Here is a 22824-nt window from a genome sequence, read left to right as displayed (position 1 = left end):
ACAAGGATCGGGGAAGCCCAGTGACAGAACTCGCCGTCCGCCCGTCGGCGGTCGCCACCCGGTGGTGGCGGGACGCGGTGATCTACCAGGTGTACGTCCGCAGCTTCGCGGACGGCAACGGGGACGGGATCGGTGACCTGCTCGGCATCCGCGACCGTCTGCCCTACCTGGCCGATCTTGGCGTGGACGCCCTCTGGCTGACGCCGTTCTACCCCTCGCCGATGGCCGACTTCGGATACGACGTCAGCGACTACCGGAACGTCGACCCGATCTTCGGTTCCCTGGACGACGCGAAGGCGCTGATCGACGACGTCCATCGGCACGGGCTGAGGATCATCGTGGACGTGGTGCCCAACCACACCTCCGACCGCCACCCCTGGTTCCAGGCGGCGCTGCGGGCCGGGCCGGGCAGTCCGGAGCGGGAGCGCTACATCTTCCGCGAGGGCAAGGGCGCGGCGGGCGAGCTGCCGCCCAACGACTGGGAGTCGATCTTCGGCGGGCCCGCCTGGACGCGGGTCGAGGACGGCCAGTGGTACCTGCACCTGTTCGCCCCCGAGCAGCCGGACCTCAACTGGGAGCACCCGGAGGTGCACGAGGAGTTCGCCGACGTGCTGCGGTTCTGGCTCGACCTCGGTGTGGACGGCTTCCGTATCGACGTGGCGCACGGCATGGTCAAGGCTCCGGGTCTCCCGGATGTCGGCCGGTCCGGTCAGGCGCGGATGATCGGGATGGAGGTGGTCCCGTTCTTTGACCAGGACGGCGTGCACGAGATCCACCGGGCCTGGCGGCGCATCCTCGACTCCTACGAGGGCGAGCGGATCGGGGTGGCCGAGGCGTGGGCGCCCTCGCCCGAGCGGCTGGCCAACTACGTCCGCCCCGACGAGCTGCACCAGGCGTTCAACTTCCACTTCCTGACCGCCCCCTGGGACGCCGAGGCGTTCCGGGAGGTGATCGACGAGTCGGTGCGCACGTCGGCGCTGGTGGACGCGCCCCCGACCTGGGTGCTGTCCAACCACGACGTGAAACGGCACGTCACCCGCTACGGCGGCGGCGATCTCGGGGGCCGCCGCGCCCGCGCGGCGGCGTTGCTCACCTTGGCGCTGCCGGGCTCGGCGTACGTGTACCAGGGTGAGGAGCTGGGGCTGCCGGAGGTGCTCGACCTGCCGGAGGAGTACCTGCAGGACCCGCAGCGACTGCGCGACCCCGACAGCGGCCGCGACGGCTGCCGCGTGCCGCTGCCCTGGACGAAGGTCAAGCCCTTCGGCTTCGCGCCGCCCGGCGCCGACGGCGCCTGGCTGCCGATACCGGAGTCCTGGGCGGAACTCAGTGTGGAGGCGCAGGCCGAGGACCCGGAGTCGACGCTGAACCTGTACCGCAGGGCCCTCCGCCTCCGCCGCGAGCTGCTCGGCCTCGGCGACGGGCCCCTCGTGTGGCTCGACGCGCCGGAGGGCAGCATCGCCTTCTCCCGCGGCGATGGCTTCGTCTGCACGATCAACCTCGGCGACCGGCCGGTGGAGCTGACGGTGGAGGGCGAACTCCTGCTGGCGAGCGCTCCCGTCCAGGTGAGCGACGGAAGGATCGTCCTGGCCCCGGACTCCGCCGCGTGGTGGCGGGAACGCTGATGTCGTTGAGCCCCCTAGCGGCCGGCATTCCCCGGCTGACGGACATCGCCGCGCAGGCCGGCGTCAGCGAGGCGACCGTCAGCCGGGTGCTGAACGGCAAGCCGGGTGTCTCGAAGGCCACTCGGCAGGCCGTGCTCGCGGCTCTCGACCTGATGGGGTACGAGCGGCCGCAGCGGCTGCGGCAGCGGAGCAACGGGCTGATCGGGCTGATCACCCCGGAGCTGGACAACCCGATCTTCCCTGCCTTCGCGCAGGCCATCGAGAAGGCGCTCACCCAGTACGGCTACACGCCGGTCCTGTGTACGCAGATGCCGGGCGGCGCACCCGAGGACGAGTTCACCGAACTGCTGCTCGACCGCGGGGTGAGCGGGATGGTCTTCGTCTCCGGGCTGCACGCGGACACAACGGCACGCTCGGACCGGTACTCCGAGCTCATCACCCAGAAAGTGCCGATCGTGCTGATGAACGGGCACGCGGCGGACGTGGAGGCGCCCTTCGTCTCCCCCGACGACCGGCTGGCGGCGAGGCTGGCCGTACAGCATCTGGTCGATCTCGGGCACGAACGCATCGGGCTGGCGGTCGGCCAGGCCCGGTTCGTCCCGGTGATCCGGAAGATCGAGGGATATCGGCAGGCGCTGGCCGAACTGCTCGGCGTGACGGACGTCGGCGATCTGATCTCCCACTCCCTGTTCTCCGTCGAGGGCGGGCAGGCGGCCGCGGCCCATCTGCTGGACCGGGGCTGCACGGGCATCGTCTGCGCCAGCGACCTGATGGCCATCGGCGCCATCCGGGCCTGCCGGGAACGCGGTCTGGCCGTCCCGGGGGAGGTATCGGTCGTCGGATACGACGACTCCCCGCTGATCGCGTACACGGACCCGCCGCTCACCACGGTGCGCCAGCCCGTCCAGGCGATGGCCGCCGCCGCAGTCGACACCCTGCTCGAGGTGATCGGGGGCGCCCCCTCACGACACCACGAGCTGGTCTTCCGGCCGGAGCTGATCGTGCGCGGTTCGACGGGCTCGGGTCCCAAGGTCCGCCGCTAAGCCGCGCCCCTGTCACGACGTACGAGGAGAAGCCGAAAGTGCACCACACGGTTGCGCTGACCGTTCCGCGCCTGCTGGCGGAGCGCGCGGAGATCGAGCCCGACAGGGCCGCGGTCGTCGTGGACGGCCGTGGCGAGCTCGCCTTCGGCGAGTGGGACAGCCGGTCTGACGCCGTCGCCCGTGGTCTGCTGGAGCGGGGGCTGCGCCCGGGAGACCGGGTGGGTCTGCTGTTCGGCGGGGAGCGGTGGATCGACTACGCGATCGCCTGCTGCGGGGTGCAGAAGGCGGGCGGCGTGGCGGTCCCGCTCTCCGACCGGCTCGCCGACGCCGAGGTCGCCGACATCGTCCGCCGCTGCTCGGCCGTGGCCGTGCTGCACCACTCCCGGGACGTGCCGCCGGTCGAGTGCTGGACCGCGCGCCTCGGGGAGGTCGAGGCGGACGACCGCTCGCCCGTCGGCGTCGACGTGAGCCCCGATCAGCTCGCGCAGATCATCTACACCTCGGGAACCACGGGGACGCCGAAGGGGGTGGGGGCGAGCCACGCCAACCTCACGCACGGCCACGTCGCCCGCCCACGCCACCGGGCATACGCGCACTCACGGCTTTTCCTCCATGCCTTCCCGATAGGCACGAATGCCGCGCAGATGATGCTGATGGACGCGCTCACCGCGCACCCGGCCGCTCTGGCGCTCGCCCGTTTCGACGCCGAGGAGTTCTGCCGCCTGGTCGAGGCGTACCGCGTGGGCACCGCGTTCCTCGTCCCGTCCATGGCCATCGAGCTACTCGGCTCGGCCGCCTGCGCCCGGCACGACCTGTCGAGCCTCGTGCTGGTCGGCTCGTCGGCCGCCGCGCTGCCCCCGGCGGTCGCGACGGACCTGGCCGCGGCCTTCCCCCGCGCCACCATCGTCAACTACTACACCTCCACCGAGGCCGTCCCCGCGCGGACGGCCATGATCCTCGATCCGAAGCGGCCGGCCTCCCTCGGCAGGGCCACGGATCCGGGAGACCTGCGTGTCTGCGACGGGGAGGGAAGGGTCCTCCCGGCGGGCGAGGCCGGCGAGATCTGGCTGCGCTCCCCGGCCCCGCCGCGTTCGTACGTCGACGACCCGGCCGGCAGCGCGGAGGTCTTCCGCGACGGCTGGGTGCGCATGGGAGATGTCGGCTACCTCGACCAGGACGGCTACCTGTTCCTGGTCGACAGGCAGAGCGACGTCATCAAGTCCGGAGGGCTGAAGGTCTCCACCCTGCGGATCGAGGAGGCGCTACACGAGCACCCGGCGGTGGCGGAGGCCGCCGTCGTGGGCGTGCCGCATTCCGTGATGGGGTCGGTTCCGGCCGCGGCCGTGCGGTTGCGCCGTCCCGTTCCCTTCGGTGAGCTGCGCGAGTTCCTCGCGGGACGGCTGGCCCGCCACCAGATGCCCACGAGGATCGTCGTGGTCGAGGACTTCGCGCGGGGCGCGGCCGGGAAGATCCTCAAACCCGCGGTGCGGGAGCTGTTCGCCGACCGCGGGCGCCGGGTGCCGCTGTCCGCCGCGCAGGAGGCGTGGTTCGCGTCGGGGGGTGCGACGGCGGAGCCGGTGGAGATGGCGATCCGCCTGCGCGGCGGCCTGGATCCCGCGATGATCCGCCGGGCCCTGCACGAGGTGGCGGGGCGGCACGAGGCGCTGCGTCTCACCTTCCCGCCCGAGGAGGGCGGCGACGCCGCGCGGATCGTCCCCGGCCTGGTCCCCGAGGTCCTGTTCGAGGAGAGCGTGGACGGCACGCCCCCCGAGGCGGTGCTCGCCGCGGCGCTGGCACGCCCCTTCGACTCGAAGCGCGGACCGTTGCTGCGGGCCGTGGTGACGCCGGAACCGCCGGACGGGCACCTGCTCGGGCTCACCGCGCATCCGCTGGTGTGCGATGAGTGGTCGCTCGACGTCATCCTGCAGGAGCTCGCCGTCGTGTACGGCGCCACGCTGTCCGGCCAGCTGGCCGCGTTGCCCCCGCCGGGCCGCTTCGACGAGGGCGCCGGGGAACGGAGCGAGTCCGCCGCGGCACTCACCCTCACCCCGGCCGCTCTCGCCGTGCCGCTCGTGCGCGCGGCGCCGCCCGGCGCCGGCACCGCCTGCTCCCGGGAGTTCGACCCGAGCGTGGCTGGCGCGATCCGGCGTACCGCCGGCGCGGCCCGCACTGGCACAGCGGCCGTCGCGCTCGCCGCCTGGGGCAAGGCGCTGGCGGAGCTGACGGCCGGCGAGCCGGGGGAGCCCCTCGTCCTCGTCGGCTCCCCGGCGCGGCAGGGTCCCGGGGCCGCCGCGCTGGTCGGACCGGTCGCCCGGAACGTCCCCGTCGTGGTCTCCCCGGAAGCCGGCGTGCTGGAGCGGGTGCGGGAGGCGCTTGCCGAGAGCCCGCCGCACCTCGTCTGGGACGGATTCCCCGCGCACACCGGGCGCTTCACCTTCCAGGGGCTGCGGCCCGAGCCGTACTGGCCGGGCGGCGTCGCAGAGCCGCTGACGCTGCCGCCGCGGGTGCTCGCGGACGCGCCGCCCCGGTTGGTCGTCACCGAGCGGCCGGACGGATCGCTGTCTTGCCGTTGCGCCGGGCCGTCGGCCAGGGCCGCTCTCGAATCCTTCACCCGCCACCTGAGCCTGCTTGTCTCCTGAATCCGCGCCGAATCCGTTCTGCGCACACCTGATCGGAAGTGAAATCCAGCGATGTCCGCGACTCCCGCTCGTTCACCTGCTCGCGCGACGCTCGCCCAGCAGGGCATCTGGTTCAACGAACGCCTCGGCGGCATCGGGACGGTCTACTCGATGCCGTTCTCCGTCACCTTCGAGGGGCCTCTCGACGTGCCGGCCCTGGCGGCCGCGTGCTCGGCCCTCGTCGATCGGCACCCCCTGCTCGCCTGCGCCGTCGGCGAGCGCAACGGCGTGCCGCACATGGTGGCCGCCGCGGAGCGGCCCGAGCTGCGCATCGAGGAGGCGGACCCGGCGGACGCCGAGGCGCGGGTACGCGCGGAGATCCTGCGCCCCTTCGACCTGGAGGCCGGTCCGCTCATCCGTATGACGCTGCTCGTCCTTGGGCCGAGGCTGCACCGGCTGCTCGTCGTGGTCCACCATCTGGTCTTCGACGGCGAGTCGACCTCCGTCTTCCTTGACGACCTGGCCGATCTCTACCGGGCCGAGGTCGTGGGCGACCGAGTGGACCGCGCGCCGCTCGGATTCGGCGGACTCGCGGAGCAGGAGGACGCCCGCGTCGCCGCCAAGCTCTCCTTCGCGCGGGAGTTCTGGAGTCCGCGCAGGCAGGAGCCCGGCGAGGTGATCCTGCCCGGCCTGACCGGGCCGGTCCCCGCGACGGACGGCGGCGCGGCCGTCGAGTTCATCCTGAGGGACGAGCGGCGCGCGGCGCTCGACCGGCTGGCGAAGGATATCGGCGCGAGCCGCTTCGAGATCGTGCTCGCCTCGCTGCACGTGCTGCTGTATCGGTACGGCAACTCCACGCCGGTGATCGCGGTCGACCTGGGGACCCGTACGGAGGACACGCGCCGCCACATCGGCTGCTTCGTCAACGAACTGCCGGTGGAGGCGAGGCCCGATCCGGAGTGGAGTTTCCGCCGGTTCGTGCAGGACCAGCGCTTCGCCTACGGCCTGCGCGGGGACCTGCGCGGACTGTTCCGGGTGCGGGAGGTGCCGCTGTCCCGGGCGGTGAGCGGGGTGCGCCCCGGAGTCGCGCTCGCGCCGGTGTCGCTCGGCTATCGCAGGCGAGGGCCGGCGCCGGACTTCCCCAAGGTGTCCGCCCATGTCGACTGGGCCCTGTTCAACCACACCGTGCGCGGCGCGCTGCGTGTCCACGTGGTGGACGGCCCCGAGGAGTTCGGCGTCATCCTGCAGTACAACCCGCGCGCCATGTCACCCGCGGACGTCCGGCGGCTGGCCGCCCACTGGCTCCGGCTGCTCGATGCGGTGGCGGCGGACCCCGAGACGTCCCTCTCCGAGGTACCGCTGCTGGGAGCCGGCGAGACCGAGACGCTCCTGACCACCTGGAACGACACCGCCACGGCCTACCCCGCCACCACGTTGCCCGCTCTGTTCGCCGAACAGGCCCGCCGTACGCCCGAGGCCGTCGCCGTCGTGTTCGGGGACGAGACGATGACGTACGCGAGGCTGCACACGGAGGTCGAAGGCATGGCGGCCCGCCTGCGCGAGGCGGGGGTGGCGGAGGGCTCCCTCGTCGCGATCCACGCAGAACGGTCGGCCCGCACGCTCGTCGCCATGCTCGGGGTGCTCCGCGCCGGAGGCGCCTACCTCCCGCTCGACCCGGACCACCCGGCGGAGCGGCTGGCCATGGTCATCGAGGACTCCAGGGCGGAGATCGTGCTGACCGGCGAGCGGCTGCGCGAGCGGCTGCCCTGCCACCGCGGTCCGGTCCTCGTGCTGGAAGAGCTCGTGCCGGACGAACCGGGTCCCCCGGCCGGGGCGCTCCCGGACGGGCCGAGGCCGGACGACCTCGCCTACGTCATCTACACGTCCGGGTCGACCGGCCGCCCGAAGGGGGTCGAGATCCCGCACAGCGCGCTGGCGAACCTGCTGCTGGCGATGCGCGACCGGCTCGGGGCGGAGCCGGGGGACACCTGGGTCGCGCTGACCTCCCTCGCCTTCGACATCTCCGCGCTGGAGCTCTACCTGCCGCTGGTCACCGGCGGGCGGGTGGTCGTCGCGCCGGACGACTCGGCCAGGGACGGGCGCGCGCTCGTGGCCCTGATCGAGCGCCACCGGGTGAGCCACGTCCAGGCCACCCCCTCCGGGTGGCGCATGCTGCTCGACTCCGGGTTCACCGGCCCGGGGGTGACCGCGCTGGCCGGGGGCGAGGCGCTGCCGGCCGCGCTGGCCCGCGAGCTGCTGGCCAGGACGAGGCGGCTGGTAAACGTGTACGGCCCGACGGAGACCACGATCTGGTCGACGTGCGCGGACGTCACGGACGTCACCGAGGTCACGGGCGCCGTCCCCATCGGCACGCCGCTGGCCAACACCCGCGTGTACGTGCTGGACGGACGGCTCGGCCTGTTACCGATCGGCGTTCCCGGCGAGCTGTGCGTCGCCGGAAACGGAGTCGCCTTCGGCTACCGGGACCGCCCCGAGCTCAGCGCGGAGCGTTTCGCCGCCGACCCGTATGGTGGGGAACGGCTCTACCGCACGGGCGACCTGGCGCGCTGGCGGCCGGACGGACAGCTGGAGTTCATCGGCCGGCTGGACGGCCAGATCAAGCTCCGGGGCCACCGCATCGAGCTCGGGGAGATCGAGACCAGGCTGCTCGAACACCCAGACGTCCGCTCGGCCGCCGTGATCGCCCCCAAGGACGACGACGGCGAGCGGCGGATCGTGGCCTACGTGGTGCCACGGGTGCCGTCCGACATCCGCGAGCACTGCGCGCGGACGCTGCCGCCGTACATGATCCCGGCCGACTTCGCCGATCTCGCGGAGCTGCCCCTCACCCCCAACGGCAAGCTCGACCGCGCGGCGTTGCCGTCACCGTCTCCCCGGCCCGCACGCCTCCCGGTTACCGCCGGGCCGGTGGCCTACAGCGGCACGGAGGCCCTGGTCCACGAGATCTGGTGCGCCGTCCTCGGCGTCACCGAGGTGGGTCCCCACGACGATCTGTTCGAGCTGGGCGGTCACTCCTTGACCATCACCCAGATCGCCGCCAGGGTCCGCACCCGCCTCGGCGCAGACCTGCCGCTCCACCTCTACTACGACACCCCGACGATCGCGGGCATCGCCGCCGCGGTGGACGGCCTGGGCGGAGGGATGACGCGATGATCGTGCCGGGAGCCCACATCCTGTGGACCGGGCCGCATCGGGCCGGGCTGCGCCGCCACCGGGATCGGACACTGGACCAGGGCGAGTACGCCCTTCCGGTGGAGGAGATCCTCACCTGCGTGCACGGCGCGTACGCCTGGCGGCGCTTCCACGGAGGCGTCGAGCTGGTGACCGATACCTTCGGCGCCGCCTACTTCGCCCGCCAAGGGCTCGACGCCCTCTATGACCACCTCGGCACGGAACTGGACGCGCTCGACGAACTCGACATCGATCCGCTGTTCTACTTCGCGGCGGGGAAGTGCTACGCGGCCGCGTTGCGTCCCGCGCCTTTCGCGATCTTCGACACCGATCTGTACCTGCGCCGTCCCCTGGAGGGCCTGGACCGGGGCGGCTTCGTCTTCGCGCACTGGGAGTCGACGGGCAACGCCGTCTACCCACCGGTCGCCCAGGTGCCCAACCCGTCGGGCGTCGACCTGTCGAGGTGGATCTTCGACACCCCCGCGGCGAACATGGCCGTGTCCGTCTTTCTGGACGACCGCCACCGGGCCGAGTACGCGCGGACGGCGCTGTCGTTCATGCGGGGCAACGCGGGGCCCGCGGAATCCGCGCCTATCGTCCGGCAGACCTTCGCCGAGCAGCGGGTCGCCCCGGCAGTGGCCAGGACGTTCGGCGTCGACCTGCGCCCCGTCACCGAGCGGTTCTGGATCGTCGAGAACGAGGAGTGGGACGGTCCGTCGCACGCCGACCGGTTCCACCACACCTGGCACCAGAAGCGGGTGCTGCGCGACTACCCCGAGCTGCGCCTCGCCTACTGGAGGTACCTGATCGAGGACCTGCTGTGGAGTTTCCCCGAGACCTACGACCTGCTGCTGTCGACGCCCGCGCTCAAGGAGGCCGCCGAGCTGATCCGGCGCATCCGGAGCGAACTCGAGACGACCGGACCGAGCGTCCTGAGCTGGAGGAACGCATGACCGCGCGGGCGACGCTGGCCGAACTGTGGTGCCGGGTGCTCCGGGTTCCCGCCGCCGGGCCGCGCGACGACTTCTTCGCACTCGGCGGCGACAGCTTCCGCGCCGCCCAGCTTGCCGCCTTGGTCGGCGAGCGGTTCGGCGTCCGGGCGACGGCCGCGCTCGCCTTCGAACGGCCGGAGCTCGCCGACCAGGCGCGTTGGATCGACGAGGCCGTGGCGGCCGGCGGAGTATCGCCCGAGGGCGGCGCCGGGCACGATGGGGCCGCGCTGAGCACCCAGCAGGAGGACTTCCTGTACTGGATGTTCGAGGCGGAGCCGGTCCGCGACATCGGCTCCTGCTGCACGGCGATAAGGATCAGGGACACGCTGGACGTGCCGGCGCTCACCCGCGCCCTGGAAACGCTCGTCGAGCGGCACGAGGCCCTGCGGACGGTCGTCGGTCCTACCGGGGACGTGAGCGTCGCCGCCGCACCGGCGCCCGACGTCGCCGAGGCGTGGGCGCGGGACGAGGCCGAGGCCCAAAGCCTGGTCTGGGACGAGCGGATGCGCCTGGACGACGTGATCGCCGGTCCGCTGGTGCGGGCACTGGTCGTGCACCTCGACGCGGAAAGCGACGACGACCACGTGCTGGTCCTGTCGGTGCACCACTTCGCCTTCGACGGCTTCTCCTTCGGCGTGCTGCTGCGCGAGCTCGGCATCGTCTACTCGGCGCTGCGCACTGGGTATCCGAGCCCGCTGCGACCGCTGCCGCTGACGTACGCGGAGTACTGCCGGTTCGCCAAGGAGCAGTGGCCGCGCAACCGGGAGTACTGGGACCGCGTGCTGGACGGCGCCCCCCGCTCCCTGACCCCGTTCCCCGGCCGTCGGGAGACCGGTCTTTTCTCCCGGCGCAGGCATGCCTTCGACATCGATCCCGAGCTGGGACAGCGGTTGGGCGAGGCCGCCCGTGTGCGCGGCGCCACCACCTTCATGGCCGTGGCCGCCTGCTGGACATGGCTGCTGGCCGAGTGGACCGGGACGACCGACATCGTCGTGATGTCACCGGTGCCGGGCCGGACCCTGCCCGAGCACGAGACGCTCGTCGGCTGCCTCGTGCAGTCGCTGGTCCTGCGCTTCGACGTCTCGGGCGCGCCGACCTTCGCCGAACTGCTCGACCGGGTGCGCGGTGTCGTGGTCGGCGCGATCGAGCACCAGTTCCATCCGTACCTGGAGGCGCGACTGCGTGTGCCGTACCCCTCGCGCATCCACTACGAGAACTTCGGCGCGCCCCACTTCCCGGGGCTGGCCTCCGAGCCGTTCCCGTTCCCCCGGGAGCAGGAGCGGCTGGAATGGGCGGCCAATCCGGGCGAGCTTGACCTCAGCGCCCCCGAGCTCATCGTCGAGGAGCAGCGCGACGGCCGCATGCTCTGCGCCGTCGTCTACAACCACTACGGCTACGATCCGTCGACCGCCGCGACGCTGGCCGAGGCGTTCCTCGGATACGCCCGCGCGGCCGTCGGCGACCTCGGACGCGTCCTGCCCGCTCTGGGAGAGAACCATGAGTGAGCTGAAGGCCCACTGGGGCGTCCTGTCCCACGCCCAGGAACAGCTGTGGTTCCTCCAGCGGCTCGACCCCGGCGACGCGTCGTCGAACATGTTCGTCTCCGAACGGCTGCGCGGCCCCCTCGACGTGGACGCACTTGAGTCGGCCCTGGCGGCGTTGACGGAACGGCACGAGACGCTGCGCACCCGCTATCCGAGTGTCGACGGCGTCCCCCGGCCGGCGCCGGGCCCGCTGCCCGTGCTCGACCGTGTCGACCTCGCGTCCGGCCAGGATGGGGAGCGGCTCGCCGCGCGGATCGTGGCCGAGCGCACCGGGCGGCCCTTCGACCTCGGTGAAGGGCCCGTGATGCGCGCCTGCCTCATCCGGATCGGAGAGCGGGACCACGTCCTCCACCTCGCCGTCCACCACATCGCGGTGGACGGCTGGTCGATCGGCATCCTGGTCGCCGAGCTGTCCGCGCTGTACGAGGCGTTCGCCGCCGGCCGCCCCTCGCCGCTGCCGCCTCCCCCCGCCGGCTACGCCGGCCACGCCGTGCGAGAGCGCGAACGTCCTGTGCCCGCCGAGTCCCTGGAGTTCTGGCGGAAGCGGCTGGCGGGCCTGCCCGTGCTCGCCCTTCCCACCGACCACCCGGCTCCGCCGGAGGGCACCGCCCCAGGTGGGGCTCTGGGTGGCACCTTTTCGGGCGGGACGGTGGAGCTCCGGCTGCCCGCCGAGCTCACCCGTGCGGTCTCCGATCTGGCCAGGCGGCGGCGCTGCACATTGTTCATGACGCTGCTGGCCGCCTACCAGGTGTTGCTCGCCCTGCACTGCGGGCAGGACGACATCTGCGTCGGTTCGGCCGTCTCCACCCGGGACACCCCCGAGCTCGAGCGGGTCGTCGGTCCCTTCCTCAACACCCTGCCGTTCCGGGGCGACCTGTCCGGCGACCCGAGCTTCAGCGAGTTGCTGCGCCGGACCAGGGCGGGGGTGCTCGACACGGTCTCCCACCGGGAGGTCCCGTTCAGCCGTCTCGTCGCGGAGCTGGGCCCCGGTCACGAACGAGGCCGGGCGCCGCTCTTCCGCACGCGGTTCGCGCTGCACCAGGAGTCCGGAGAGCGCCTGATGCTCCCGGGGATCGCCGTCGAGCCTTTCGCCGCCGGAGGCGCCCAGGCGCAGTCCGACCTGTCGGTGGAGATCCACCCGGCCGGCGACGGCCTGGACGCGTACTTCGTCTTCGACGCCGGCCTGTTCGATCGCGAAACGGTCGAGGGCATGGCCGCGCGGTTCGCGAGGCTGCTGCGCGCGGTCGTGGCGGATCCCGACGTCCCGCTGTCCCGGGTCGACATCCTCGGCGACGGGGAGCGACGTATGATCTCGGCCCGTTCGCGGGGACCCGCCGCGTACCCCCCGGCGTCGCTGACCGCCCTGGTGAACGGCGATCCCGGTACCGTCGCCGCGGTGTGCGGGGAGCGGTCGCTCACCTACGGGGAGCTGGACGCCGCCGCCGGCCGTCTCGCCCGCCGCCTTCGTGCGGCCGGGGCGGGGCCGGGCCGGATCGTCGCGCTGTGCGCCGAGCGGTCGATGGAGATGCTGGTGGGGCTGCTCGCCGTGGCCCGGGCCGGGGCGGCCTACCTGCCGCTCGACCCCGCCTACCCGGCCGACCGCCTGTCCTTCGTCCTGGCCGACTCGGGGGCCCACCTGATGCTCGTCCAGGATCGGCTGCGCGACCGCCTGCCCCGGGATCGGCCCGTGATCACCCTCGAGGGGTGGGACACGCCGGACGACGACCTGCCACCCCGCGAGCCGGACGGCCCGGCGGCCGGCGACCTGGCCTACGTCATCTACACCTCGGGGTCCACGGGAAGGCCCAAGGGCGTCGCCGTGGAGCACGCCGCGCTGACCAACCTGCTGCTGTCGTTCCGCGACCTGCTCGGCGCCTCCCCGGGGCACCGCTGGCTCGCCGCGACCTCGCTCTCCTTCGACATCTCGGCGCTCGAACTGTTCCTCCCGCTCGTCTCGGGCGGAACAGTCGTCATCGCCACCGAGACCGGAGACGGCCGCGCGCTCGACCGGCTGGTCGCCGGACACGGGATCACCCACGTGCAGGCCACGCCGTCGGGCTGGCGGATGCTGCTCGACGCGGGTTTCGACCGTCCCGGGGTCGTGGCGCTCGCCGGCGGCGAGGCGCTGCCTCCGGCCCTGGCCGCCGAGCTGCGCCCGCGCGTCTCTCGCCTGTTCAACGTCTACGGGCCCACCGAGACCACGATCTGGTCCACGTGCTGGGAGGTGCCGCCGGACGTGCCGGACCGGGTGGAGATCGGCCGCCCCGTCTCCGGCACCCGGGTCCACGTCCTGGACCGGTGGCTGAACCCCGTCCCCGACGGGGTGACCGGCGAGATCTACATCGCAGGCTCCGGCCTCGCCAGGGGATACCTGAACCGGCCGGGCCTCACCGCCGACAGGTTCCCGCCGGACCCCTTCGGACCTTCCGGCGCGCGGATGTACCGCACGGGCGACCTGGGCCGCAGGCATGGTGACGGCGTACTGGAATGCCTGGGCCGCACCGACGGGCAGGTCAAGCTGCACGGCCACCGGATCGAACTCGGCGAGATCGAGGCCCGCCTGGTCGAGCATCCTTCGGCGAGCCGGACGGCCGTGGTGGTGCGGGCCGACCGCCTCGTCGCCTATGTCGTCCCCGCAGCCGAGGACGACGTCGCCGGCCTGGACGCGCTCGAGGCGCATGCCCGTGCCGTCCTGCCCGGATACATGGTGCCTGCCGTCTTCGTGCCGCTCGCCGAGCTGCCGCTCACGCCGAACGGGAAGATCGACCGCCAGGCGCTGCCCGAGCCCGCGGCCCTGAACTCCGGCGCGGGCGGCGCACCCGCGACCGCCATGGAGCGCCGGGTGGCGGCGGTGTTCGCCGAGGTGCTCGGAGCCGAGGACGTGGGCGCGCGGGACGATTTCTTCGCTCTCGGCGGCCATTCGCTTCTCGCCGCGAAGGCCGCCGCCCGGCTGTCCGTCGCTCTCGGCGTCGACGTGCCGGTGCGCGACCTGTTCGCGTACCCGACGGTCCAAGCGTTGGCGACCGTGCTGGAGGCGCGGGAGCCGGACGGCCGGGAGGCGATCCCGATCAGGATGGACGGCGGCGCGCCGCCGCTGTCCGCGGTCCAGGAGAGGCTGTGGTTCCTGCACCGGCTCGATCCCGGCGATCCCTCCTACAACATGTACCTGGTGCGCAGGCTGCGCGGGCCGCTGGTCCGCCCGGCCCTGGCCGCCGCCCTGACCGCGGTGGTCGCGCGCCACGCGTCGCTGCGCACCCGTTTCCCCGAGGCAGGGGGAGTACCAGGCGTCGTGGTCGATCCGCCCGGCCCGGTCGCCTGGGAGGACCTCGACGCACGGGACGAGGCCGAGGCCGCCCGGCTGGTGGCGGCGCGCACCAACGCACCGCTCGACCTCGCCGACACCCCGCCGGCCCGCCTCACGCTCATCCGGCTGGCGGACGACGACCACGTGCTGTGCTGGGTGATCCACCACATCCTCGGCGACGGCTGGTCGCTGAACGTCATTCTCGACGACCTCGCGAGCCTCTACGCCGGGGCCTCCCCGCCGCCGCTCGCCCTGCGGTACGGCGACGTGGCGGCGTGGCAGCGCGGCAGGGAGCACGCGGAGACCTTCGAGTACTGGCGGCACAGGCTCGCCGGCCCGCCGGTCCTCGACCTTCCCCTCGACCGGCCGAGGAGGCCGGGGCGCCGTAGAGACGGCGCGCTGCTGTCCGTGCGCCTGCCAGTGGACGTGACGGCGGGACTGGAACGGCTCGGCGCCGAGCACGGCGCCACCCTGTTCATGACCCTGCTGGCCGCCTATCAGGTCCTGCTCGCCCGCCACTGCGGCCAGGATGACATCGTCGTCGGCTCGGTGACGGCGGGAAGGGACCGGGTCGAGCTCGAACCCGTCGTCGGCAACCTCACCAGGACCCTGGCGCTGCGCGGCGACCTGCGCGGCGACCCGCCGTTCGCAGAGTTCCTCGAGGCCACCCGCCGCGCGGTCCTGGCCGACATGGCCCACCAGGAGGTGCCCTTCGAACGCCTCCTCGCCGAGCTCGACCTCGACCGGGACGCCGATCACCCCCCGCTCTTCCAGACCATGCTGATCCTGCATAGCCAGGACGACCGGGCACTGATGACGGACCGGTTCGGCGACCTCTCCGTGGAGCCGTTCGCGCACGGTCACACGCAGGCGAAGCTCGACCTCACGCTGGAGGTCTGGCGGGATGCCGACGGCCTGTCCCTGGTCTTCGCCTACGATGCCGCCCTGTTCGACCCGGCCACTGTCGAGGGGATCGCCGCCAGGTTCGGCGTCCTCTGCCGGGGGATCGCCGACGACCCGGGCCGCCCCCTGCGCGAGCTCCCGCTGCTCACCGACGCCGACACAGCCGCGCTGCGCGAGCTGGCCGCGCCGCCGCCCGCCTCCGGCCGCGTCCCGGACCACGCCGCCGTGCCGTCGCTGATCGCCGGCACCGCGCGCCGCACCCCGGACGCCGTGGCCGTGCGGTGCGGCGACGCCTGGCTCACGTACGCCGAGTTGCTGGACGAGGCGGACCGGCTGGCCGGGGTGCTGCGAGCACGGGGGATCGGCCGGGGCCAGGTGGTCGCGGTGTGCCTCGGGCGCGGTCTCGACGCCGTGGTCGCGCTGCTGGGGATCCTGCGCGCGGGAGCCGCCTACCTTCCCCTCGACGCCGACCACCCGCCGACCAGACTCGCGCACCTGTACGCCGACGGCGGTGCGGTGGCGATGGTGACCGATCCGCGGCTGGCCGGACGCCTTCCCGAAGGGGTGACCGTCATCCCCGTCCCGTCCGCGGACGTGATCGGGACGGGCGCTGCGGCTGAGGAGGCCGCGCCGGGCGACCCGGCGTACGTGATCTACACGTCGGGCTCCACGGGAGTCCCCAAGGGCGTCGTCGTCGAGCACGGATCCCTGTCCGCGCGCGTCGTGTGGATGGTGAAGGAGTACGGGCTGCGACCCGGTGACCACGTCGTGCAGTTCGCCTCGCTCGGCTTCGACGCCCACGTGGAGGAGATCTATCCGGCTCTGGTGGCCGGCGCCACGCTCGTCCTGCTTCCGGACGGCGCCGCCGCGCTGCCCGAGGCGATGGCAGCCGACCGGGACATCACCGTGCTCGACTTGCCCACCGCCTACTGGCACCATCTGGTCGATCTGGGCGGCGCCGTCGCCTGGCCGCCGGCTCTCCGGCTGGTCATCCTCGGCGGAGAGCAGGTCGACGGGGCGGCGGCCGGCCGCTGGCGCGAGCGCTTCCCCGGCATCAGGCTGGTCAACACGTACGGGCCGACCGAGGCCACGGTCATCGCGACGACGGCAGACCTGGACGGGGAAGCCGGCCGGCGCCCGCCCATCGGACGGCCCATCGGGGACACCACGGTGTGGCTCCTCGGCGAGCACGGGGAACCCGTCCCGCCGGGCGCGGCGGGGGAGCTGTGCGTCGGAGGAGCCGGAGTGGCGCGGGGCTACGCCCGTCGGCCCGGTCTCACCGCCGACCGGTTCGTCCCCGACCCTTTCGCCGGGGGCGGCGGCCGGCTCTACCGCACGGGGGACAGGGCCCGCTGGCGGCGGGACGGACAGCTGGAGTTCCTGGGACGCGCCGACCGGCAGGTCAAGGTCAGGGGCTTCCGCATCGAGCCGGGGGAGGTGGAGGCGGCGTACCTGGCCCACCCCGGCGTCGGTGGGATCGCGGTGGTCGCCCGCGACGAGACGCTCGTTGCCTATGTGGTGGGACCCGCGACGGTCGAGGAGTTGCGGCGGCACGGGGCCGAAAACCTGCCGCCGCACATGGTGCCGGGCGCCTGGGTGCCCCTCGACCGGTTGCCGCTGACCGCCAACGGCAAGATCGACTTCGAGGCATTGCCGGCGCCCGTCGCGAACAGAGCCGCCACGTTCGTCTCCCCCCGCACCGACGCCGAGGCGCTGGTCGCGGAGGTCTGGGCCGACCTGCTCGGCATGGACGCGGTCGGCGCGTTCGACGACTTCTTCCACCTCGGCGGGCACTCCCTGCTCGCCGTGCGCATCGCGGCGCGGCTGAAGGCGGTGATCGGCGTGGAGATCCCGATCCGCACGCTGTTCGCGCGCCGCACGGTGGCGGAGTTCGCCGCCGCCGTCGAGGGGGTCCTCCTCGACACCCTCAGCGGGCTCTCCGACGAGGAAGCACTGCACCTGCTCGAACCCGTGACAGATGAGGACAAGTGAGCGCCTACCAGGTAGTGATCAACCACGAGGAGCAGTACTCGGTCTGGCCTCTGGGACGTGACGTCCCGGACGGCTGGCGGCCCACCGGGTTCACCGGCGCCAAGGAGGACTGCCTGGCCCACATCGATGAGGTCTGGACGGACATGCGTCCGCTGAGCGCCCGATGAGGACCGACACCGGCGCGGAGACGCCCGGCAGTCTGTCCCCCGCCAAGCAGGCGGTCCTCGCCGGTCTGCTGCGCCGCCGTACGCTCTCGTCGTCCGTCCCGGCCCGGCCGCCGGGACGGATTCCGCCGCTGTCGCACGGGCAGGAGCGGCTGTGGTTCATGGAGCAGTACGCCCCCGGCACCACCGCCTACACCGTGCCGCTGTGTACCCGCCTGTCCGGTGAGCTGGACCGCGGTGCGCTGGAAAGGGCGCTGCGCGAGGTGGCGGCCCGCCATGAGAGCCTGCGCATGCGGTTCCCCACCACCGAGGACGGGCGTCCCCGCCTCATCATCGACGAGGCGTCCACGGTGGAGTTCTCGGTCGTGGAGGCGGACGAGGACGGAGCCAGGCGGCGGATAGCCGCAGAGCTCGCGCGGCCCTTCGACCTGGCGGAGGGACCTCTCCTGCGGAGCCTGCTCATCGCGCTCGGTCCGCTCGACCACGTGCTGCTGCTGACCGCGCACCACGCGGTGATCGACGGCTGGTCCTACGACCTGGTGCTGAGCGAGACCCTCACGCTGCACGACGCGTTCCGCGTCGGCGCGGGATCCCCTCTGGGTCCGCCACCCCTCCAGTACGGCGACTACGCCATCTGGCAGCGAGACAGGCCGACCGCGCGGGAGGACGTGGCGTACTGGCGGGAACGGCTGGCCTCCCTGCCCGCCCTGGACCTCCCGGTCGACCTGCCGAGGCCCGCCGAGCAGACGTTCACCGGCGCGGGGTGGCGGTTCCGGATCGAGCGGGACACCGCCGCGCGGGTACGCGACCTCGCGACGGCCCGTGGAGCGTCGCCGTACATGGTGCTGCTGGCGGCCTTCCAGGTGCTTCTCTTCCGCTACTCCGGGCAGCGGGACTTCGCCGTCGGCTCGCCCGTGAGCGGCAGGGCGCTCCCCGAGCTGGAGGGCGCCGTTGGGCTGTTCGTGAACACGCTCGCCATGCGGGCCGACCTGACCGGCGAGCCGACGTTCGAGGAGCTGCTCGACCGGGTGCGCGACGGTGCGCTCGACGCCTATGCCCACCAGGAGCTGCCGTTCGACCAGCTGGTGAGCGAGCTGAACGTGACCAGGGACGTCAGCCGCTCGCCGGTGTTCCAGGTCATGTTCGTGCTGCAGAACTTCCAGGCTCCGGCCGAGTGGCGGACCGGCCTCGGCCTGGCGGAGTTCCGACTGGAGACGGAGACCACCCGCTTCGACCTCACTCTCTACCTCCGCGAGACTCGTGACGGCATCGAGGGCCATCTCGTCTACAACACCGCGCTGTTCCTCCCGGCGACGATCGAGCGGATGGCCCGCCACTTCGCGAACCTGCTCGGCTCGGTCGCCGAGGCTCCCGGCACGCCCGTGTCCGCTGTGGAGTTGCTTGACTCCGAAGAGCGGTCAGAGGTTCTCGCCCTCGGAGCCGCACCGCCGTCCGGGGGGCAGGGGCTGCTGCACGAGCTGATCCGCGGGTGCGACCCGGCGGCGCCCGCCGTCGTCTGCGGCGACGCCACGCTCACCTACGGTGAGCTGGACCGGCTGTCCGACCGGCTCGCCCGACGCCTGCGGCGCCACGGAGTCGGGCGGGATGAGCGGGTGGCCGTCTGCATGGAGCAGTCCGTCGACGTCGCGGTGGCGGTTCTCGGGGTGCTCAAGGCGGGTGGCGCCTACGTGCCACTCGACCCCGAGCACCCGCGGGACCGGCTGGCACACGCCGTGACCGACTCCGCGGCGAAGGTCGCCGTCGTCACGCCCGGGCTGCGTGGCCGCCTCCCCGCCGCCGTCACGGCCGTGAGCCTGGCGGATCTCGAGGACGAGGACGATGGCCCCGTACGGGGCGACGTCCGGCCCGTCGACCTCGCGTACGTGATCTACACCTCAGGCACCACCGGCCGGCCCAAGGGCGTCGCGGTGCAGCACCGTGAGGTCGTGAACTACCTGGCGGGCGTCCGCGAACGGTTCGAGGTCGAGCCGGGCGGCACCTTCGCCCTGCTGCAGTCGCTGGCCTTCGACTTCGGCGTGACCGTCTTCTACTTGTCGCTGATGACCGGCGGCACGCTGCATCTCATCCCGGCACGTACGGCCGCGCCCGCGCTCGCCGCCCACCTTGCCGGGATCGGGGCCGACTACCTGAAGATCACCCCATCCCACCTGTCCGCCCTCCTGGCCGACGCCCGGCCCGAGGAACTGCTGCCCCGGCGTCTGTTGATCCTCGGCGGAGAGGCGGCGCCCTGGTCGCTGGCGAGGGAACTCGCGGCCGCGGGTCGGTGCCGGGTCGTCAACCACTACGGGCCGACGGAGGCGACCGTGGGGGTGACCACGTTCACCGTCGGGCCCGGTGGCGATCCGGGCGGCGAAGGTGCGGGCACGACGCTGCCGATCGGCAGGCCGCTGCCGGGTGCGTCGATCCGGGTGCTCGACGAGCACATGTGGCCGGTGCCGGTGGGTGTGGCCGGGGAGGTCCACATCGGCGGCGAGCGGCTGGCGCGGGGCTATCTCGGCAGGCCGGGGCTGACCGCCGAACGCTTCGTCCCCGATCCGTACGGCGGGCCCGGCGCCCGCCTCTACCGGACCGGGGACCTGGCACGCTGGCTCCCGAGCGGCGACCTACAGTTCCTGGGGCGCGACGACCACCAGGTGAAGATCCGCGGTTATCGCGTCGAGCTCGGTGAGATCGAGTCCGTGCTCGCCGGGCTTCCCGGCGTCGCGCAGGCCGTGGTGGAGTTGCGCGACGGCCGCCTGATCGCTTACCTCGGACATCCCGGCGGCGGGTCGCGGCCGGCCGCGACCGAGCTGCGCGAGACGCTGCGCGGCCTGCTGCCCGACTACATGATCCCGTCCCGGTACATGTGGCTCGACGCGTTGCCGCTCAAGTCGCACGGCAAGGTGGACCGCGCCGCGCTGCCCGATCCCGGCGACGACCGCCCCGACCAGGAGGCCGGCTTCGTCACCCCGGGGACCGCGACGGAAGAGGCGATCGCCGAGGTCTGGCAGCGGGTGCTGGGGCTCGACCGGGTCGGGGCGCTCGACGACTTCTTCGACCTCGGCGGCCACTCGCTGCTCGCCATGCAGGTGGTCGCCCGGCTGCGGACGGTCGTGCCGCACCGGCTGATCACGGTCATGGACCTCTTCCGGCATCCCACGGTGCGGGCGCTGGCACGGCTCGCCGACGGGGAGGACGACGGGCCGCGACGGCTCCTGCACCGGCTCACTCCGGCCGGGCCTGCCACCGCCACGCTGGTCTGCGCGCCGTACGGCGGGGGCAGCGCTGCCATCTACAAGCCGCTGGCCGACGAGATGCCCCCCGGCTGGGCACTGCACTCGATCGCCGTCCCCGGGCACGAGCTGGGGGAGGAAGCCAGGCCGCTGGACGAGGTCGCGGCCGAGTGCGTGCAGGAGATCCTCGACGGCGTCGACGGGCCGCTCGCGCTGTACGGCCATTGCGGCCTCGGCGTGATGCTGACGGTGGAGATCGCCCGCGGTCTGGAGGCGGCGGGGCGCGAGGTGGACGCCGTTTACCTCGGTGGAATCTTCCCCTTCGCCCGGCTGAAGAGCCGGCTGGCCCGCCTGCCGGAGCTCACCGACCGGCTGCGCGGCGACCGGCTGTGGGCCAACGCGCTGCGGGCGGCCGGCCTGGACGTCGACGAGCTGGGCCGCGACCAGCTCAAGCTCGTGATCGACAACCGTCGCAAGGGCACCAGGGAGGCGGAGCGGTACTTCACCCGGCTGTTCGACGAGGGCACGCGGCCGCTCCGCGCGCCGATCATCTCCGTGGTGGGCGACCGTGACCCGGCCACCGAGTTCTACCAGGAACGGTTTCGCGAGTGGCATCTGCTGTCGGCTCGCACCGGCGTGGCCGTCCTCGACGAGGCGGGACATTTCTTCCTCAGGTATCGGGCCGGGGAGCTCGCCCAGATCCTCACCTCCGTCCACCGGGCGATGGCCGACGGCGACCCGGGACGCCTGGGCCGTACGGATGAGTCCACGTGGTGGGTGCACGACACGTCGGAGCAGGAGGCGCTGCCGGCCGTGCGCCTGGGATCCCCCAAGGGGAAGGCACGTGAACCGGGTCCGAGCATGCGGCGGTTCGGCACGGTGGCGGCCGGGCAGCTGGTCTCGATCGTCGGATCGGCGCTGACCGAGTTCGCGATACCGCTCTGGATCTACCTGACCACCGGATCGCTGGTGAACTTCGCACTGTTCGCCGTGCTCGGGTTGCTGCCGGGCATGCTGGTCTCGCCGCTCGCCGGGGTGATCGTGGACAGGTTCGACCGGCGCAGGGTGCTGCTGGCGGGCGACCTGGCCGCCGGAGGCACCCAGCTGGTCCTGGGAACGCTGCTGTGGACGAACAATCTGGAGATCTGGCAGATCTACCCCCTGATCGTCTGCCTGTCCGTCGCGCTGACGTTCCAGCGCCTCGCCTACGCCTCCTCGGTTCCGCAGCTCGTCCCCAAGCGCTTCCTCGGCCACGCCAACGGATTCGTCCAGATGGCGACCGGGACGGCCCAGCTCGTCGTCCCCCTCGTCGCGGCGGGCCTGATGTCGCTCATCGGCCTGAAGGGCATCCTCGTCATCGACGTCGCCAGCTACGCGCTGGCGATCGGAGTGGTGCTGGTGACCCGGTTCCCCCGGACGATGGCGGCGAGGCGGCGGGAGAGCATCGCGGCGGAGATGCTGGGCGGATTGCGCTACTCCTGGGGCAGCCGCGGCTTCCGGAGCATGCTCGGATTCTTTGCGGCGCTGAACGTCTTCCTGTCACCGCTGTTCCTGATGATCTCACCGCTGGTCCTGGCGTTCGCCGGGCTCCCCGAGGTGGCACGGGTGTCGTTCGCCGGCGGCCTGGGCGCGTTCGTCGGCGGCGTGGTCATGACCGTCTGGGGCGGCCCGCGTCGGCGAAGGCTCCGCGGTGTCCTGCTGGCGACCCTGGCCCTCGCCGGGGCCTGCCTGGTCACCGGCCTCCGGGCCGACCTGGGCCTGATCGCGGCCGGAGCGTTCGGCATGTCGCTGTGCCTCGCCCTGGTCAACGGCGTCTACGCCACGATCATCCAGGTCAAGGTGCCGCAGCGGTTCCACGGCCGGGTCATCGCGCTCAACACGCTGGTCGCATGGTCCACCCTGCCCGTCGGCTTCGGCCTCGTCGCGCCGTACGGCGCGCAGGTCTTCGAGCCGCTGCTTGCCCCGGGTGGGCCGCTCGCCGACAGCGTTGGCGCCCTCATCGGGGTCGGCGCCGGCCGCGGCATCGGGTTCATGTACGTGTGCTTCGGCCTGGCCATCACCGCGGTCGTGCTCGTCTCGGCCCGCTTCCGGGCGCTGGCGCGGTTCGACGAGCACGTCCCGGACGCCGTGCCGGACGACCTGATCGGCTACGAGACCGTACGTGGCCGCCGTTGACGACCGGGGACACGACCTCCGGCCGCGGTGTGAGGACACCGC

Annotated in this window: 9 protein-coding genes; all 9 read left to right on the top strand. The window is 72.9% G+C overall.

Annotation, left to right across the window (positions count from 1 at the left end; genetic code table 11):
• The first annotated feature begins 20 nt into the window (after positions 1-20).
• The 9 genes from AAH991_RS35660 to AAH991_RS35620 are packed head-to-tail and all read left to right on the top strand — an operon-like array spanning position 21 to position 22782.
• A complete protein-coding gene (locus AAH991_RS35660) occupies positions 21-1622 on the top strand; it encodes a glycoside hydrolase family 13 protein (protein ID WP_346230354.1) in 1602 nt (533 codons plus the stop codon).
• Between the two features lie 5 nt (positions 1623-1627).
• On the top strand, positions 1628-2665 hold the full coding sequence (locus AAH991_RS35655; protein WP_346230353.1) for a LacI family DNA-binding transcriptional regulator: 1038 nt from the start codon (positions 1628-1630) through the stop codon (positions 2663-2665).
• Positions 2666-2703: 38 nt separating this feature from the next.
• Positions 2704-5304, top strand: coding sequence for an AMP-binding protein (locus tag AAH991_RS35650; RefSeq protein ID WP_346230352.1), 2601 nt, complete (start codon positions 2704-2706; stop codon positions 5302-5304).
• A gap of 51 nt (positions 5305-5355) precedes the next feature.
• Positions 5356-8457 carry a non-ribosomal peptide synthetase gene (locus AAH991_RS35645; protein WP_346230351.1) on the top strand — a complete coding sequence of 1034 codons (3102 nt, stop codon included), beginning with the start codon at positions 5356-5358 and terminating at the stop codon, positions 8455-8457.
• A complete protein-coding gene (locus AAH991_RS35640) occupies positions 8454-9428 on the top strand; it encodes a hypothetical protein (RefSeq protein ID WP_346230350.1) in 975 nt (324 codons plus the stop codon). Before AAH991_RS35645 ends, AAH991_RS35640 begins: the two co-directional genes overlap by 4 nt.
• Positions 9425-10972 (top strand): condensation domain-containing protein, encoded by a 1548-nt coding sequence (locus tag AAH991_RS35635; RefSeq protein ID WP_346230349.1) that lies wholly within the window; start codon positions 9425-9427, stop codon positions 10970-10972. The genes AAH991_RS35640 and AAH991_RS35635 overlap by 4 nt, the downstream gene beginning before the upstream one ends.
• On the top strand, positions 10965-17210 hold the full coding sequence (locus AAH991_RS35630) for a non-ribosomal peptide synthetase (protein WP_346230348.1): 6246 nt from the start codon (positions 10965-10967) through the stop codon (positions 17208-17210). The genes AAH991_RS35635 and AAH991_RS35630 overlap by 8 nt, the downstream gene beginning before the upstream one ends.
• Positions 17207-17377 carry an MbtH family protein gene (locus AAH991_RS35625; protein WP_346230347.1) on the top strand — a complete coding sequence of 57 codons (171 nt, stop codon included), beginning with the start codon at positions 17207-17209 and terminating at the stop codon, positions 17375-17377. Before AAH991_RS35630 ends, AAH991_RS35625 begins: the two co-directional genes overlap by 4 nt.
• The gene (locus AAH991_RS35620; RefSeq protein ID WP_346230346.1) at positions 17374-22782 is read left to right on the top strand and encodes a non-ribosomal peptide synthetase/MFS transporter; all 5409 of its coding nucleotides are present in this window, start codon (positions 17374-17376) and stop codon (positions 22780-22782) included. The genes AAH991_RS35625 and AAH991_RS35620 overlap by 4 nt, the downstream gene beginning before the upstream one ends.
• Positions 22783-22824 lie beyond the last annotated feature (42 nt).

The organism is Microbispora sp. ZYX-F-249, from assembly GCF_039649665.1.
Taxonomy (GTDB): domain Bacteria; phylum Actinomycetota; class Actinomycetes; order Streptosporangiales; family Streptosporangiaceae; genus Microbispora; species Microbispora maris.
This window is presented reverse-complemented; position numbering and strand designations above follow the sequence as displayed.

Bases quoted from the DNA above. Each gene is read 5' to 3' on its own strand.
- AAH991_RS35640 (WP_346230350.1), top strand. From the start codon at position 8,454: ATGATCGTGCCGGGAGCCCACATCCTGTGGACCGGGCCGCATCGGGCC.
- AAH991_RS35635 (WP_346230349.1), top strand. From the start codon at position 9,425: ATGACCGCGCGGGCGACGCTGGCCGAACTGTGGTGCCGGGTGCTCCGG.
- AAH991_RS35630 (WP_346230348.1), top strand. From the start codon at position 10,965: ATGAGTGAGCTGAAGGCCCACTGGGGCGTCCTGTCCCACGCCCAGGAA.
- AAH991_RS35620 (WP_346230346.1), top strand. From the start codon at position 17,374: ATGAGGACCGACACCGGCGCGGAGACGCCCGGCAGTCTGTCCCCCGCC.
- AAH991_RS35645 (WP_346230351.1), top strand. From the start codon at position 5,356: ATGTCCGCGACTCCCGCTCGTTCACCTGCTCGCGCGACGCTCGCCCAG.